Source organism: Sandaracinus amylolyticus, from assembly GCF_021631985.1.
Classification (GTDB): domain Bacteria; phylum Myxococcota_A; class Polyangia; order Polyangiales; family Sandaracinaceae; genus Sandaracinus; species Sandaracinus amylolyticus_A.
Window position 1 is genome coordinate 6343267 of sequence record NZ_CP070225.1, and the last position, 14420, is coordinate 6357686.

16 protein-coding genes are annotated in these 14420 nt (G+C 71.8%); 12 read left to right on the top strand and 4 right to left on the bottom strand.

The genetic code is table 11. From position 1 onward, the window contains the following. Positions 1-40 precede the first annotated feature (40 nt). Positions 41-1213, bottom strand: a complete 1173-nt coding sequence (locus I5071_RS26875; protein WP_236515703.1) for a phosphodiester glycosidase family protein — start codon at positions 1211-1213, stop codon at positions 41-43. A gap of 148 nt (positions 1214-1361) precedes the next feature. Here I5071_RS26875 and I5071_RS26880 point away from each other — a divergent pair, with 148 nt between their 5' ends. From I5071_RS26880 to I5071_RS26905, 6 genes are all read left to right on the top strand, one after another. Continuing rightward, positions 1362-2510, top strand: coding sequence for a hypothetical protein (locus tag I5071_RS26880; RefSeq protein WP_236515704.1), 1149 nt, complete (start codon positions 1362-1364; stop codon positions 2508-2510). A 71-nt stretch (positions 2511-2581) separates the two neighbouring features. Then, positions 2582-3442 carry a M23 family metallopeptidase gene (locus tag I5071_RS26885; protein WP_236515705.1) on the top strand — a complete coding sequence of 287 codons (861 nt, stop codon included), beginning with the start codon at positions 2582-2584 and terminating at the stop codon, positions 3440-3442. 159 nt (positions 3443-3601) lie between these two features. Continuing rightward, entirely contained in the window at positions 3602-4066 is a 465-nt protein-coding gene (locus I5071_RS26890; RefSeq protein ID WP_236515706.1) for a rhodanese-like domain-containing protein, read from the top strand. A gap of 82 nt (positions 4067-4148) precedes the next feature. Next, positions 4149-4814 carry a TetR/AcrR family transcriptional regulator gene (locus tag I5071_RS26895; protein WP_236515707.1) on the top strand — a complete coding sequence of 222 codons (666 nt, stop codon included), beginning with the start codon at positions 4149-4151 and terminating at the stop codon, positions 4812-4814. Between the two features lie 43 nt (positions 4815-4857). Continuing rightward, positions 4858-5319, top strand: coding sequence for an ExbD/TolR family protein (locus I5071_RS26900; RefSeq protein ID WP_236515708.1), 462 nt, complete (start codon positions 4858-4860; stop codon positions 5317-5319). Positions 5320-5379: 60 nt separating this feature from the next. Continuing rightward, positions 5380-5826: a DUF4442 domain-containing protein gene (locus I5071_RS26905; RefSeq protein ID WP_236515709.1), complete on the top strand. Its 447-nt coding sequence runs from the start codon at positions 5380-5382 to the stop codon at positions 5824-5826. Here I5071_RS26905 and I5071_RS26910 read toward each other — a convergent pair. Then, positions 5823-6737, bottom strand: a complete 915-nt coding sequence (locus I5071_RS26910; RefSeq protein ID WP_236515710.1) for an alpha/beta fold hydrolase — start codon at positions 6735-6737, stop codon at positions 5823-5825. The two genes, I5071_RS26905 and I5071_RS26910, sit on opposite strands and share 4 nt — an antisense overlap. Before the next feature lie 140 nt (positions 6738-6877). Between I5071_RS26910 and I5071_RS26915 the strand changes: the two genes are divergently transcribed. Continuing rightward, entirely contained in the window at positions 6878-7498 is a 621-nt protein-coding gene (locus I5071_RS26915) for a class I SAM-dependent methyltransferase (RefSeq protein ID WP_236515711.1), read from the top strand. A gap of 2 nt (positions 7499-7500) precedes the next feature. On the opposite strand, the gene I5071_RS26920 is transcribed toward I5071_RS26915, so the two are convergent. Next, positions 7501-7884 carry a winged helix-turn-helix transcriptional regulator gene (locus tag I5071_RS26920; RefSeq protein WP_419249605.1) on the bottom strand — a complete coding sequence of 128 codons (384 nt, stop codon included), beginning with the start codon at positions 7882-7884 and terminating at the stop codon, positions 7501-7503. Positions 7885-7934: 50 nt separating this feature from the next. Between I5071_RS26920 and I5071_RS26925 the strand changes: the two genes are divergently transcribed. From I5071_RS26925 to I5071_RS26940, 4 genes are read left to right on the top strand one after another with little or no spacing between them, the layout of a single operon-like run. Beyond that, complete coding sequence (locus I5071_RS26925) at positions 7935-8279, top strand: nuclear transport factor 2 family protein (protein ID WP_236515713.1); 345 nt, start codon at positions 7935-7937, stop codon at positions 8277-8279. Then, entirely contained in the window at positions 8276-9055 is a 780-nt protein-coding gene (locus I5071_RS26930; RefSeq protein WP_236515714.1) for an SDR family oxidoreductase, read from the top strand. Before I5071_RS26925 ends, I5071_RS26930 begins: the two co-directional genes overlap by 4 nt. A gap of 27 nt (positions 9056-9082) precedes the next feature. Next, on the top strand, positions 9083-9679 hold the full coding sequence (locus I5071_RS26935; RefSeq protein ID WP_236515715.1) for a DJ-1/PfpI family protein: 597 nt from the start codon (positions 9083-9085) through the stop codon (positions 9677-9679). A 55-nt stretch (positions 9680-9734) separates the two neighbouring features. Beyond that, positions 9735-10688 carry a DUF1152 domain-containing protein gene (locus I5071_RS26940; protein ID WP_419249606.1) on the top strand — a complete coding sequence of 318 codons (954 nt, stop codon included), beginning with the start codon at positions 9735-9737 and terminating at the stop codon, positions 10686-10688. An 89-nt stretch (positions 10689-10777) separates the two neighbouring features. Here I5071_RS26940 and I5071_RS26945 read toward each other — a convergent pair whose 3' ends face one another. Beyond that, positions 10778-12463 carry a DNA polymerase/3'-5' exonuclease PolX gene (locus I5071_RS26945; protein WP_236515717.1) on the bottom strand — a complete coding sequence of 562 codons (1686 nt, stop codon included), beginning with the start codon at positions 12461-12463 and terminating at the stop codon, positions 10778-10780. 99 nt (positions 12464-12562) lie between these two features. Here I5071_RS26945 and I5071_RS26950 point away from each other — a divergent pair, with 99 nt between their 5' ends. Beyond that, on the top strand, positions 12563-14332 hold the full coding sequence (locus I5071_RS26950; RefSeq protein WP_236515718.1) for an ABC transporter ATP-binding protein: 1770 nt from the start codon (positions 12563-12565) through the stop codon (positions 14330-14332). The last annotated feature ends 88 nt before the right edge of the window (positions 14333-14420 follow it).

Below are 14420 nucleotides of genomic sequence, written 5' to 3' on the forward strand. Positions count from 1 at the left end.
TGTCGAGACACTGCGCCACACGAAGGCGCGCCTCTCGAGGTCACCGCTGGGAGTTGGCAATCGGTGCGCCACGCGATCGAGCGAGGGGCGCAGCGCCCCGCCGTCGCCGCGCGATCACGATGACGACGACGACGAGCCCGAGGAGCGCGACGGCGAAGGGCACGCTCTCGCGCAGCACACCGAGCCTCAGCGAGGGCGGCTCGGGCGCGAGCCGACGTGTCGGCCGGGTCGCGGGCTGCTCGCCGCGATGTGTGCTCGGAGCATCGATCTCGGGCGCGCCCGCGAGCCCGCTCGCGAACGCGGTGGGCGCGAGCGCGGGCCACTCGGGCGCGATCACGCCGACGTGGTTGAGCACCTCGCGCTCGACGCCGCGCACGTAGCGCTCCTCGCGACCGCTCGCGTCGCGCCGCACTTCTTCGGTCGCGGCGCCGAGCGCCAGCTCCCATCGGCCACGGCTCGGCACGTTCACCACGCCGCCCGCGCGCGCCACGTACATCTCGCTCGATCCACCGCCGTCGAGGTTGATCGCGTCGTGCGCGCCGAGCTCGATCATCGATCGTGCGAGCTCGTAGAGCGTCATCCCGCGGCTGGTCGGACGACGTCCGTCGACCACCACGAGCACGGCGGTGCGGCGATCCTCGGAGAGCCCGATCGCGGTGCGCGGCTGTCGCTGGTTCGCGGTCTCGAACGCGTCGAGCGCGGACCGATCGATCGCGCCGGCGCGCACCAGGATCGGGCGCCCGGACACCGCGTCGCCGAGCGACGCGAGCTCGTCGTCCGCGACCGCTTCGCCGGGTGCGCGCACCAGCGCACGACCCCGGGCATCGATCGCGAAGAAGCCCATCTCGGGATCGGGCGCCGACGTCGGCCACGCGACACCGCCTCCGATCGCGAGCCCGCGCGGCCTCTGCAGCGCGCCCCAGAAGCCGCCGTTGATCGCGCCTGCGAGCCCGTGCGTGCGCGCGTGATCGCCGACGGTGGTCCAGCGATCGTCGTAGCGCGTCGCGACGATGCGCACGCCGGGATGCGCGAGCGAGACGACGAGCGCGTGGAGCTCGGTGGGCGTCGTGGTGGTGCGGAACAGGTAGCGCACGCCCGGGTTCGGCTCGGACCACACGTCGCGCGACTCGGCCGCACGACGTGGCACCTCCTGCGCGTGCGCCGGGAGCGCGAGGGAGAGGAACGCAACGAGCGCGACGCACGACGCACGCATGTCGCGACGACCTCAGTGCAACCGACGTGCGTGGCCCGCGCGCTGCACCGAGCGCACGTCCGTGCCGACGTTTCGCATGGATCCGCTCGCATCGCGCGCATCGCGCGCGTCCCGATGGACACGAACGCGCGGATGCGCGACCGCGATCGTGATCACGCTGCTCGTGATCGGATGCGAGCCCGAGCCCAACTCCGACGCGCTCGCGCTCGCGCTCGCGCCCGCGCCCGCGCCCGCCCTCGCCCCCGCACCCGCCCTCGCCCCCGCACCCGCCCTCGCCCTCGCCCTCGCCCCCGCACCCGCCCTCGCCCCCGCCCCCGCACCCGCCCCCGCCCTCGCCCCCGCTCTCTCCCCCGCCGATCAGGCCCTGCGCGCTCGCCTCGCGACCGCACCGATCACGACGGTCGAGCGCGGACACGGCGGACGCAGCCTCGCGTTCCGCGTCACCCTCGAGGACGGAACGCGCGCGTACTTCAAGCCCGAGCAGACCTTCTCGGGCACTCACTGGTACGCCGAGATCGCGGCGCACCATCTCGATCGCGCGCTCGGGCTCGATCGCACGCCCATCGTCGTCGGTCGTCGCATCGCGTGGTCGCTCCTCGCGCCCGCCGCCGAGGGCGACTCGCGGGTGCCCGAGATCGTCGTCGCCGAGGACGGCACGGTGCGCGGCGCGATGGTCGCGTGGATCGAAGAGCGCCTCGTGCCACTGCGCGCACCAGCAGGATGGGAGCGCTGGATCACGATCGACGACCCACCCGCGATCTCCCCGTTCCAACAAGCGCGCGCGTGGCACCGAGCGCGCGCGACGACGCCCGATCCCGACGAGCTCGAAGCGCGCGACGAGCCCGCGCCCGACGCGCCCGACGCATCGACCGAGCCCGTCGCCGCGCTCGAGCCCGACGTGCCCTCGCGACCCGCCGAGCTCAGCGACCTCGTGCTCTTCGACTTCCTCGTGCACAACGTCGATCGCTGGAGCAGCAACTCGACGAACGTGCGCACCCGCGGCGAGCACGGCCCGCTCGTGTTCCTCGATCAAGCCGCAGGCTTCTCACCGCGACGCGCGCGCCTCACGCTGCTCGACGAGCGCCTCGCCGCGACGCAGCGGGTCCGCCGCCGCACCATCGAGGCAATTCGCACGCTCGATCTCGATGCGTACGCCGCGACGCTCGCGCGCGATCCGCTCGCGCCCATCCTCGACGAGCGGCAGCTCGCGCACCTCGCGGAGCGACGACGGGCGCTGCTCGATCACGTCGACGCATTGGTCGAAAATCACGGTGAAACTGCGGTGTACGCGTGGTGACTTCATTTGAGCACAAACTTTCTCGATCCCCATTCCGTCGCGCGACGAGGCTCGTGTAGCGTCGATCGCGCATGAGAAACGACGCGTGTCGGTGCCTCACGATCGCCCTCGCGCTCTCCGTTCTCCTCGTCGCCGATCCATTCACCGCGAGCGCACAGGAGCTCGATCGGCTCGGGCGCGTGGTGCTCGCGGATCGCGTTCCAGAAGCGTGGCTCTCGGACGCGTCCGACGCGTTCCCGTTGCAGCCCGCACGACAGCGCCGCCGCATGCCGCGTCAGTGCCGCACGCGCGGCGGCTATCGACGTTTCTGCCAGGGCGAGCGTCGCGTGCCCACGCCGCACGGTGCCGCCGCGGCGCTCGCGGAGCACCTCGGGCTCGGTGTGCGCGCGACCGCGATGCACGTGATGCACGCGCGTCCGTTCGACGAGTGGCTCGCGGCGGTGCGCGACCTCGACGTCGACGAGCACCTCACGTTCCCGGTGCCCTCGGGCTATCTCGGTCGTCGCTTCGGCTTCACGCGCGACGCAGGCCTCGCGCATCGTCGCCACGACGGCGTCGACATCGGCGCGCCCGAGGGCGATCCCGTGGTCGCCGCGCGCGACGGGCTCGTGGTCTACAGCGACGACGGCCTCACCGGCATGGGCAACGTCGTGATCCTCCTGCACCAGGACGGCGCCTCGACGCTCTACGCGCACTGCCGCGCGACGCACGTGTTCGCGGGCCAGTACGTCGAGCGCGGCGAGGTCATCGGAGAGGTCGGCGAGACCGGCTTCGCGAACGCGCCGCACCTGCACTTCGAGTGGCGACAGCGCGGCTGGGTGCGCGATCCTTCACGCCGCTTCATCCGTCGCGATCGCGACCCCGCGCTCGCGATGTTCCCGCTGCCCGCAGCGGTGACCGGCGCTCGCGATCACGAGGACGACGAGACCTGATCGGGCGCGCCCCGGAAATTCGACCGCAGAGGTCTTCTCGCTGCGCGCGACATCGCGTCCACGAAGGGACTCTCCTGAGCCAATCGAGGTCTTGTCATGTCGAGCGAGGGCTCCATGATGCGGGCCTCGATCACCTACCCCGAAGTGGAGGATCTCTTCATGCGAAACGCCAGCATCGCCCTCGTCCTCGCCGCGCTCGTCGGATGCGGTGGCTCGTCGTCGTCGACCACCGAGACCGCCGAGGCCGAGACCACCACGAGCGGCAGCGAGGCGCAGCCGAGCTTCGCGCAGATCACCGTCGACGAGGTCGCGACCGCGATCACCGCGGCCGACGGCTCCGTCGCGGTGTTCGACGCCAACTCGCGCGAGACCTACGACGAGCACCACGTGCCGGGCGCGACGTGGGTCGACTACGACGCCGTCACCGCGGAGCAGCTGCCCGCCGATCACGCGACGCAGCTCGTGTTCTATTGCGCGAACGAGCAGTGCTCGGCGAGCCACGTCGCGGCGGAGACCGCGTCGAGCCTCGGCTACACGAACGTCGCGGTCATGGGCGCGGGCATCCAGGGCTGGATCGCCGCGGGCAAGCCGGTCGAGGGCGCGGGCGCGCCCGCGGCCGAGTGATCGACGCGACACGATCGAACGAGAGCCCGGAGCGCGCGATGCGCTCCGGGCTCTTCGCTCTTCATCCACTATGCTGCGCGCGATGAAGCGCACGCCGCGCAAGGCCGCTCCGAGCAAGCCGCCCGAGCGCGCCTATCACCACGGAGATCTCCCGAGCGCGATGATCGAAGCGGCGCTCGCGCTGATCGCCGAGGAGGGCGAGGACGCGCTCTCGCTGCGCGGAGTCGCGCGTCGCGTCGGCGTCGATCACAGCGCGGCATACCGGCACTTCGAGGACAAGCGCGCGCTGCTCGCAGCGATCGCCGAGCGCGGCTTCCGCGATCTCACCGCGAAGATCCGCGAGGCCGTCGCCGTCGTGCCGGAGAGCGATCCGCCGGCGCGACTCATGGCGCTCGCCGATGCGTACGTGCAGTTCGCGCTCGATCGCCCCGCGCACTTCCGCGTGATGCTCGGGCCGCGCTTGAACGAGGACGAGCGCTTCCCTTCGCTCGAGGCCGCGGTCGCCGACGCGTTCGGCGTGCTCAAGTCGCTGATCGCCGACGGCATCGCCCGCGGCGCGCTCGAGGACGTGCCGGTGCTCGGCGCGGCGGGCGCGGTGTGGTCCTCGGCGCACGGGTTCGCAGTGCTCCTGCTCGGCAAGCGCATCCCGATCCGACGCGAGCGCGTGAAGGCGTACATGGGCGAGATCGTCGGCCCGGTGGTGCGCGGCCTCGAGCGTCGCGATCGCCCGCTCGGCACGCCGGGCTGATCTTCTCGGGAACCCGCGGGCGCGGCGCGCGGTCGTAGCGCGCATGGCATCGATCTCGACCGGCTCCTCGCACGGTGGCAAGCGCGCGCTCGATCACGACGTGCCGCTCGTGCCGTTCATCGATCTCCTGCTCTGCTGCGTGATGTTCCTGCTGGTGACCGCGGTGTGGAACCGACTCGCCGCGATGCAGGCGAGCACACTCGTGCCGAGCCAGGAGTCGGAGATCGTCGCGCCTCCCGACGCGCCCTCGCTCACCGTGCTGCTGCGCGCGGATCGCTACGTCGTCGCGAGCGCAGCGGGTGATCGCGTCGAGCTGCCGTTCGCGAGCGGCGCGTCCGATCCCGAGGCGCTGCGCGCGCATCTCGCGCTGCGCCGCGCATCGAGCGCGGACGACGTGCTCGTGAGCGCCGACGACGGCATCGCGTACGCGACCGTGATCGAGACGATGGACGCGATCGCGTCGGCCGGTTTCGGAGACGTCGCGATCGCCGACGTTCGCTTCTGATCGCTTGACGCTGGTGCCCGCCCAGCCCAATGTCACCAGTGGTGACATGAGGAGGCGAGCATGAGCGTGCAGGCAGTCCAGCAGGCGATCGCAGGCGTTCCGTTCAATGCGTTCCTCGGGCTCGAGGTGATCGAGGCGGAGCCCGGTCGCGCGGCGGTGAAGCTGCCCGACGTGCCCTCGCTCAAGAACCACGTCGGCGGTCCGCACGCCGCGGCGATGTACGCGGCGGCCGAGGCCGCGTCGGGCGCGGTCGTGTTCTCCGTGTTCGCCGATCGCCTCGGCGAGGTATTGCCGCTGCTCGCGGGCGCGAGCGTCGACTACCGCAAGCTCGCGATGGGCGCGGCGGTCGCGCGCGCCGAGCTCGCGACGACGCGCGAGGCCGTGCTCGATGCGCTCGCGACGAGCCCGAAGGGCGCGGAGGTGCCGGTGCGCGTGGTGATCGAGGACGGCGCGGGGCGCGCGGTCGCGGAGATGAGCGCGCGCTGGTTCCTGCGCAAGAACGGCTAGACGCCGGCGACGGAGCGGATCGCGTGCGCGAGCTCGTCGGGCACTTCTTCCTGGAGGAAGTGCCCGGCGCTCGTGACCTCGACGCTCGCCTGCGGCAACGCTTCGCGATGTCGCGCGAGCGCGCGCCCGAGGATCGGATCGCGCTCGCCCCACACCAGCGCGGCGGGCCCGCGATACGCGCGCACGAACGCGCCGAGCCGATCGAGGAACGGCACCGACGGATGATCCTCGCGGTCGGGCACCATGCGCGCGAGCCCGAGCGGCGCCGCGCGATCACTCCAGCGTCGCAGCGGCCACGCATAGGCCGCCTTCTCGCGCGAGCCGATCGATCGCGGATCGCCCTGCACGCGATGGAGGATCGGCACCGGGAACAGCGCGCCGCGGAACGCGAGGTCGCTCGCGATCGGCATGTGCGAGAAGCGATGGAACGCGGTGGTGCGGAACGGGCGCTTCGGCTCGAGCACCGCGGTGTTGCCGAGCACGAGGCCGCGCAGGAAGTCGGGGCGCGACGACGAGCGGAGCATCGCCGCGCCGACCCCGATCGGTCCGCCCCAGTCCTGCGCCGCGATCACCGCGCCCTCGAGCTCGAGCGCGTCGAGCAGGCTCGCGATCGCCTGCGCGTGCACGTCGAGGCGATGGTCGCTCGGGAGACGAAGCTTGTCGGAGAGCCCGAGCCCGAGGAGGTCGGGCGCGATGATGCGCAAGCCGCCGCGATCGCGCAGCCGCGCGATCACCTTGCGCCAGAGGAAGCACCACGTCGGGTTGCCGTGCATCAGCACGACGGGTGTGCCCGCGCCCTCGTCGACGAAGTGGATGCGGCGACCGTCGATGCGCGCGACGCGACGCCGGAAGGGCAGCTCGTTCTCCAGCCAGCGCGGGAGCGCCGGCGCGTCCTCGAAGATCGCGCTCATCGTAGATCCTCATCTCGTTCCGGCCGGAGCCGGCGGTCGTCGAGACCTCCGTGCGCTCCCGACGGTCGTTCACATCGCGGCACGACGCAACCTCCGGGCTGCTCCTCGACACGGCGGAACCGGGGCATCACGTGTCGTGCATGACGTACGACCGTGCGCACTGGGAGCGGCTCTGGGCGAAGACGCTGCGCGAGCACCCCGACAAGGTCGCGAGCCGTCCACCGAACGCGCGCCTGATCGCAGAGGTCGCGAGCCTCCGCCCGGGGCGCGTGCTCGACGCGGGGTGCGGTCATGGAGCGGAGACGCTCTGGCTCGCGGCGCACGGGTGGGCGGTCACCGGGGTGGACTTCTCGGCGAGCGCGCTCGCGCACGCGCGGTCGACGGCCGAGGCGCTGGGACCGGAGATCGCCGCGCGCATCACGTGGGTCGAGGCCGACCTGGGCGCGTGGACGCCGCCGCGCGAGCACTTCGACCTCGTGGTGTGCCTCTACGTGCACGTCGCGGGATCGGTGGACGAGATGGTGCGGCGCATGGCGAGCGCGGTCGCGCCCGGCGGCGCGTTGTTCATGGTCGGCCACCGTCCGATCGATCCCGCGACGGGAGAACCGACTGCAGCGGCGGGCCAGGTGCAGGTCTCGGTCGAGCGCGCGATCGCCGCGCTCGATCGGAGCGCGTGGGAGCTCGTCGTCGCGGAGGAGCGACCGCGCGCGATCGCGGGGACCGGTGTGGACGCCGTGATCTTCGCGAAGCGCGTGACGTGACGTCATCCCGGCCGCGGGGGCGCGCGGCGCGGGCGCTTCGGCGTCGGGCGCTTCTCTGCCCAGGTGAGCAGCTCGTCGAGCGCGGGGCAGAGCGCCTGCCCCCAGTCCGTCAGGTGGTACTCGACCTTGGGCGGCACCTGCGCGTGGACGACGCGCGCGACGATGCCGTCCTGCTCGAGCTGCCTGAGCTGCTGGATGAGCATCTTCTGCGAGATGCCCGAGATGGCGCGCTCGAGATCCGAGAAGCGGAGCGTCTTTCCTCCGAACAGGTGGAAGAGGATGACCAGCTTCCAGCGCCCCTCGAGCATGTGGATCGCATCCTCGATGCCGCTGGCCGCCGTGGCGGGCGTGTGATGGTCATGCTTACCCAAAGGTGCGTACCCCACTTTTTCGTGTGTTCTTGCGTGATGGATACCCGCTTCCTAGAAGCATCGCCATGCACACGAACACGTCGTCCCGTCCCAGGCTGCTCGGGCCCGTTGCGAGCTTCTTCGCCCACCAGACGACCGACCCCGAGGCGGTCGCGCGGTGCTTCACCGAGGACGCCGTCGTGCTGGACGAAGGACGCCAGCACCGCGGTCGCGCCGCCATCGCCGCGTGGAACGCACGCAGCGTCGCCGAGTACCGGTTCACGACCGAGCCGCTCGCGGCAGAGACCACCAGTGAGCGAACGACGGTCACTGCCCTGGTGCGCGGCAGCTTCCCCGGCAGCCCCGTTCAGCTGCGATATCGCTTCGCCGTGCGGGGCGAGCTCATCACCCGACTGGAGATCGCGCCGTGAGCTTCGACCTCGAGCTGAGCGGGAGGCGCGCGCTCGTGACCGGCGGCACCAAGGGCGTCGGAGCAGCGGTCGTGCGCGCGCTCCGAGACGCAGGCGTACGCGTCGTCGCGACCGCACGGTCGGTGCCGGACCACGCCGAGGGCGTCCACTACGTCGCTGCGGACGTGACCACCGCCGACGGCTGCGCGCTCGTCGCGCGAGAGACGCTCGCGCACCTCGGTGGCCTCGACATCCTCGTGAACCTCATCGGGGGATCGAGCGCGCCTGCGGGCGGCTTCGCCGCGCTCGACGACGAGCAGTGGAGCCGGGAGCTGAGCCTCAACCTGATGCCCGCGGTGCGTCTCGACCGCGCGCTCGTGCCCGCGATGCTCGCGCAGCGCTCCGGCGTCGTCGTGCACGTCACCTCGATCCAGCACCAACTTCCGCTGCCCGAGTCGACCACCGCGTACGCGGCCGCGAAAGCGGCGCTGTCGACCTACAGCAAGGCGCTCTCGAAGGAAGTGAGCCCCAAGGGCGTGCGCGTGGTGCGCGTCTCGCCCGGCTGGGTGGAGACCGAAGCGGCGACGCGTCTCGCGGAGCGTCTCGCGGCGGGGGCGGGCACCGACTACGAGGGCGGGAAGAAGATGATCATGGACTCGCTCGGCGGCATCCCGCTGGGGCGACCCGCGACGCCGCGCGAGGTCGCGGATCTGATCACCTTCGTCGCATCGCCGCGGGCGGGCTCGATCACCGGGACCGAGCTCGTCATCGATGGCGGCACGGTGCCCACGGCGTGAACGCTCTTCGGTGATAAACAGAGCGTCATGCGCATCGCGATCCCGGTGTTCCACGGCGTCGACGAGCTCGACGCGATCGGTCCCTACGAGATCCTCCGCAGCGCGGCGAGCGAGCCACCGGGGCTCGAGGTCGTGCTGTGCGCGCTCGATGCACCGAGCGTGATCGAGGGCGCCCACGGTCTGCGCATCGAAGTGCGCGACGCGATCCCGAGCACGTGCGACTGGGTGATCGTGCCCGGCGGCGGATGGATGCGCGGCGATCAGGGCGTGCGCGCGCAGATCGCGCAGACGAAGCTCGCGCGCGAGCTCCAGCGGCTGCGCGCGACCGGCGCGGGCATGGCCTCGGTGTGCACCGGCGCGATGTTGCTCTCGGCGGCGGGCTTCCTGCGCGGAAGGCCGTGCACGACGCACCAGGTCGCGCGCGAGGCGCTCGAGAAGAACGGCGGCGTGCTCGTCGATGCGCGCGTCGTGGACGACGGCGACGTGATCACGGCAGGCGGCGTGACGAGCGGGATCGATCTCGCGTTCCACCTGGTGGCGCGTCTCTGCGGCGAGGCCGCGGCAGAGCGCGCGTCGAAGCGCGCCGAGCATCCGCGGACTGCCTCCATCTGGACCCGGGGATGAGGAGAGAATTTCTGAGGAGAGCAGGAAGTCAGGAAAGCAGGAGGGATTCGACCAGGTGATGTCGCTCGCGCATTCGCCACTCGTGACGCGTCTCGGCGCTGCGCGGCGGATCCTGATCGCGGGCGCGGGAGGCGGGTACGACGTCTATTGCGGAGTGCCGCTGTTCCTCGCGTTGCGCGCGCAGGGCAAGGACGTGCATCTCGCGAATCTCTCGTTCACGTACCTCGCCGACACCGACGCGCTGCGCACGCATCCGGTGATCGCGCGTGTCGATGCGCGGACGCGCGGCGCGGAGCGCTACTTCCCGGAGCAAGCGCTCTGCGAGCTCCTCTCGACGCACGGAGTCGACACGCCGATCCACTGCTTCGAGAAGGTCGGAGTGGCTCCACTGCGCGATGCCTACGCCGAGCTCGCGCGCACGCTCGACCTCGATGCGATCGTCCTGGTCGACGGCGGCACCGACATCCTGATGCGCGGGGACGAGCCGGGGCTCGGCACGCCCGAGGAGGACGCCACGAGCCTGGCTGCCGTCGCGGGGCTCGAGTCGATCCCGCACCGCCTCGTGGCGTGTCTCGGGTTCGGCATCGATCACTTCCACGGCGTCTCGCACGTCTCGGTGCTCGAGGCCGTCGCCGCGCTGCAGCGCGAGAATGCGTTCCTCGGCGCGTTCTCGCTCTTGCCGTCGATGCCGGAAGCGCGCGTGTTCCTCGACGCCGTCGAGCACGCCGAGCGGCGCTTCCCGCGAGGCAGCATCGTGAACGGCTCGATTGCCTCCGCGCTCACGGGCGAGTTCGGCGATGTGCAGCGACTCGCGCGCACCGAGCGCAGCGAGCTCTTCGTGAGCCCGCTGATGTGCCTCTACTGGACGTTCGAGCTCGAGGCGCTCGCGCGGCGTTCGCTCTACCTCGCGATGCTCGAAGGCACCGAGACCATCTTCGAGGTGAGCGCTCGCATCGAAGCGTTCCGGCGCTCTGCGTCGATCCGACCGCGCCGGCCGATGCCGCTCTGACGCCCGCGCCCGCAGCCGAATCTCTCGTCAGGATCGGCGATGGCAGCCGTTTCGGCCAGGATCGAGCACCAGCGCAGACGAAAACGCTCTCAGCTCGAGAGCCCCGCACGCTGACGACGCGCGTGCAGCCACTCGCGCAGCGCGTCGAGCGGGCGGCAGTTGAGCACGTCGTCGGGGGTGAGCCCTCCTCGGCGCGCGATCGCGATGCCGTGCTCCAGCTGCAGGAGCTCGCCCGGTGCGTGCGCGTCCGCGGCGATCGAGACCGGGACGCCGCGCTCCTTGGCCATCGCGCAGTGACGATCGTGGAGGTCGAGGCGGTGGGGGCTCGCGTTGAGCTCGACCGCGCAGCCGCTCTCGGCCGCGGCGTCGAGCATGGCGCCCATGTCGAGATCGTTCGCGGGACGGCCGAGCAAGAGGCGCCCGGTGGGATGCCCGATCACGTCGGTGAACACGTTCTTCGCGGCCGCGACCATGCGCTGGGTGGTCGCGTCGCGATCGAGCCCGAAGCGGCGGTGCACCGACGCGATCACGACGTCGATCGACGCGAGGATCGCGTCCTCGTAGTCGAGCTTTCCGTCGGCGAGGATGTCGCTCTCGACGCCGCTCAGCAGCGCGCATCCGGGCTCGCGGCGTGCGCGCTCGATCGTCGCGATCTGCGCGCGGAGTCGGTCCGGCGTGAGGCCGCGCGCGTAGTCCGCGCTCTGGCTGTGATCGCTGATGCCGAGGTACTCGAGGCCCATCGACGTCGCGGCCGCGCGCATCTCCTCGAGCGTGCCCGCGCCGTCGCTCTCGGTGGTGTGGTTGTGCAGCGCGCCGCGCAGATCGCGCAGCTCGACGAGCCGCGGTCGCGCCTTGCCGATGCCCACGAGCGGCACGCCGGGATCACGGCGCTCGGGATCCGTCGTGACGAGCTCGAGCGCGCGATAGAGCGCGTCCTCGTCCTCGCACGCGACGAGCTCGCCCTTCGCGTAGAGGCCATCGTCGCGCAGCTCGAGGCCACGCTCGCCGGCCCGTGCACGCAGCAGCTCGACGTGCTCGGGGCTCGCGGTGCCGAGCACCGCGATCACACCGAAGCGCGCCGCATCGGTGCGCCGCACCTCGATCGTCGTGCCGTCGATGTGCCCGCCCTCGACGCCCTGCGCGCCGAGCGTCTCGTCGATCACCGCGTCGTCACCCGAGACCACGATCGCGATGCCGTCGACGAGCTCCATGCCGCGGCGGAAGTCTCCGAGCGCCTCGGCGCGCACCCCGCGCATCCGCAGGCTCGCGAGCAGCGGCAGCACCAGCGCGCTCGCGCGGCTGCGCAACAGCACGCGATCGGCGCGGTGCATCTGCTCGATCTGCTCGAGCACGTTCGCCTGCGTCTTCTTGCCGAACCCGTCGAGCAGCACGAGGCGGTTCTCGCGGCACGCGTGCTCGAGCTCGCCGATCGTCGTGACGCCGAGGCCCTGCCAGAGCTTGCGGATCTTCGCGGGGCCGAGCCCCTTGATGCGATGGATCGCGAAGAGCCCGTCGGGCACGCGCGCCTCGAGCGCGCGCAGCTCGTCGGGCTCGCGCCCCTCGAGCACCTCGCGGATCACGCGCAGGCTCGAGCTGCCGATGCCGCGCACCTCGGCGAGCTGACCGCTCTCCATCATCGCGCGCAGGTCGCCGGGGAGCTGGCGGATGACGCGCGCGGCGTTCGCCCACGCCTTCGACTCGTGCGTCGATCCTTCGAGGACCTCGGTGGCGAAGGCGAGGCGCGAGAGGACGTCGGCGGCGGTGCGGTGATCCATGCGTGTCCGGAGGCCAGTGTGTAGCGCCCGCGATGGTGGACGGGAAGAGCCGTCCGATCGGGTGGGGCGCGGTGCGACGGCTCGATTTATAAGGTGGGAGTGACGGAGCCGGGCAAACGCGAGCGTCCGCGGGTCTCGATCGGACGCTTGCTGCAGCTCGCGAAGAGCGAGTGGAAGCGGCTCGCGATCGGCACGGTCTTCCTCGCGATCGGCAGCGGCGCGAGCCTGGTGTACCCACAGGCGATCCGCTCGCTCCTCGACGACGCGCTGGGCGCCGACGCGGCGGCCAGCGCGGCGCGCATCGATCGGATCGCGCTGCTGATGGGCGCCGTGCTCTTCGTGCAGGCGCTCGCGACCGGCATTCGCTACGTGCTCTTCACGACCGCGGGCGAGCGCGTCGTGACCAAGCTGCGCCGCGATCTCTACGCGCGCTTGCTCGATCAGGAGATCGCGTTCTTCGACGAGCGCCGCACCGGTGAGCTGCAGTCGCGCCTCGCGTCGGACACGACGGTCCTCCAGAACGCGGTGAGCGTGAACATCTCGATGGCGCTGCGGAACGCGGCGACCATCGCCGGCGGCGTCGCGATGCTGCTCTACACGTCGCCGCTGCTCGCGGCGATCATGCTCTCGGTGGTGCCGCCGATCGCGCTCGGCGCGGTGTACTGGGGTCGTCGATTGCGCCGCCTCGCACGCGACGCACAGGACGCGCTGGCCGCGGCGAGCGCGGTCGCGGAGGAGAGCCTCGCGGGCATCCGCACCGTGCGCTCGTTCGTCGCGGAGAGCGCGGAGAGCGCGCGCTACGGCGTCGCGATCGAGCGCGCGTACGACCTGCAGGCCACGCGCATCCGGGTCGCGTCGGCGTTCATGGCGGCGGTGAGCGCGGCGGGGTTCGCGGTGGTGACGCTCGTGCTGTGGTACGGCGGGCACCTCGTGATCGACGGCGCGATGAGCGTCGGTGGGCTCACGTCGTTCCTCGTGTACACGCTGCTCGTCGCGGTCTCGCTCGGCGCGCTCACCGATCTCTACGCGGACCTCACGAAGGCGAGCGGCGCGGCGGAGCGGGTCTTCGAGCTGCTCGATCGCACGCCCGCGATGGCGCCGAAGGGCGGGCTCGCGCCGCCCGAGGCACGGGGCGAGCTGCGCTTCGAGAGCGTGCGCTTCGCGTACCCGGCGCGACCGGACGCGCCGGTGCTCGACGGGATGGAGCTGGTGGTCGCGCCGGGCGAGATCGTCGCGCTCGTGGGCCCGAGCGGTGCGGGCAAGTCGACGATCGCATCGCTCGTCGCACGCCTCTACGATCCGAACGAAGGACGCGTGCGGCTCGACGGGCACGACCTGCGCGAGCTCGATCCCGAGTGGCTGCGCCGTCAGGTGGGCACGGTCGCGCAGGAGCCGATCCTCTTCTCGACGTCGATCGCCGACAACATCCGCTACGCGCGCCCCGACGCGAGCGACGCCGAGGTCGAGGCCGCGGCGCGGGTGGCGAACGCGCACGACTTCGTGTCGCGCTTCCCCGACGGCTACGCGACGAGCGTGGGCGAGCGCGGGGTGCAGCTCTCGGGCGGCCAGAAGCAGCGCATCGCGATCGCGCGCGCCGTGCTGAAGGACCCGCGCATCCTGGTGCTCGACGAGGCGACCAGCGCGCTCGACGCGGAGAGCGAGCACCTCGTGAAGGAAGCGCTCGATCGTCTGATGAAGGGCCGCACGACGCTGGTGATCGCGCATCGACTCTCGACGGTGCGCGACGCCGATCGTGTGCTCGTGATCGACGGCGGGAAGATCGTGCAGGCGGGCGATCACGCGGCCCTGATGGCCGAAGAGGGGCTCTATCGCCGGCTGGTCGAGCGACAGCTGACCGTCGCAGCGTGATCGAGCGCGAGCGTCACGCAGCGCCGGCGCGAGGCAAGCGGGGCTGGGGCCCCGCGCGCAGTGTTCAGGGATGGGGGGCCCCGATCCG

Bases quoted from the DNA above. Each gene is read 5' to 3' on its own strand.
- I5071_RS26885 (WP_236515705.1), top strand. From the start codon at position 2,582: ATGAGAAACGACGCGTGTCGGTGCCTCACGATCGCCCTCGCGCTCTCC.
- I5071_RS26875 (WP_236515703.1), bottom strand. From the start codon at position 1,213: ATGCGTGCGTCGTGCGTCGCGCTCGTTGCGTTCCTCTCCCTCGCGCTC.
- I5071_RS26925 (WP_236515713.1), top strand. From the start codon at position 7,935: ATGCACACGAACACGTCGTCCCGTCCCAGGCTGCTCGGGCCCGTTGCG.
- I5071_RS26890 (WP_236515706.1), top strand. From the start codon at position 3,602: ATGCGAAACGCCAGCATCGCCCTCGTCCTCGCCGCGCTCGTCGGATGC.
- I5071_RS26900 (WP_236515708.1), top strand. From the start codon at position 4,858: ATGGCATCGATCTCGACCGGCTCCTCGCACGGTGGCAAGCGCGCGCTC.
- I5071_RS26915 (WP_236515711.1), top strand. From the start codon at position 6,878: ATGACGTACGACCGTGCGCACTGGGAGCGGCTCTGGGCGAAGACGCTG.
- I5071_RS26895 (WP_236515707.1), top strand. From the start codon at position 4,149: ATGAAGCGCACGCCGCGCAAGGCCGCTCCGAGCAAGCCGCCCGAGCGC.
- I5071_RS26945 (WP_236515717.1), bottom strand. From the start codon at position 12,463: ATGGATCACCGCACCGCCGCCGACGTCCTCTCGCGCCTCGCCTTCGCC.
- I5071_RS26910 (WP_236515710.1), bottom strand. From the start codon at position 6,737: ATGAGCGCGATCTTCGAGGACGCGCCGGCGCTCCCGCGCTGGCTGGAG.
- I5071_RS26905 (WP_236515709.1), top strand. From the start codon at position 5,380: ATGAGCGTGCAGGCAGTCCAGCAGGCGATCGCAGGCGTTCCGTTCAAT.
- I5071_RS26935 (WP_236515715.1), top strand. From the start codon at position 9,083: ATGCGCATCGCGATCCCGGTGTTCCACGGCGTCGACGAGCTCGACGCG.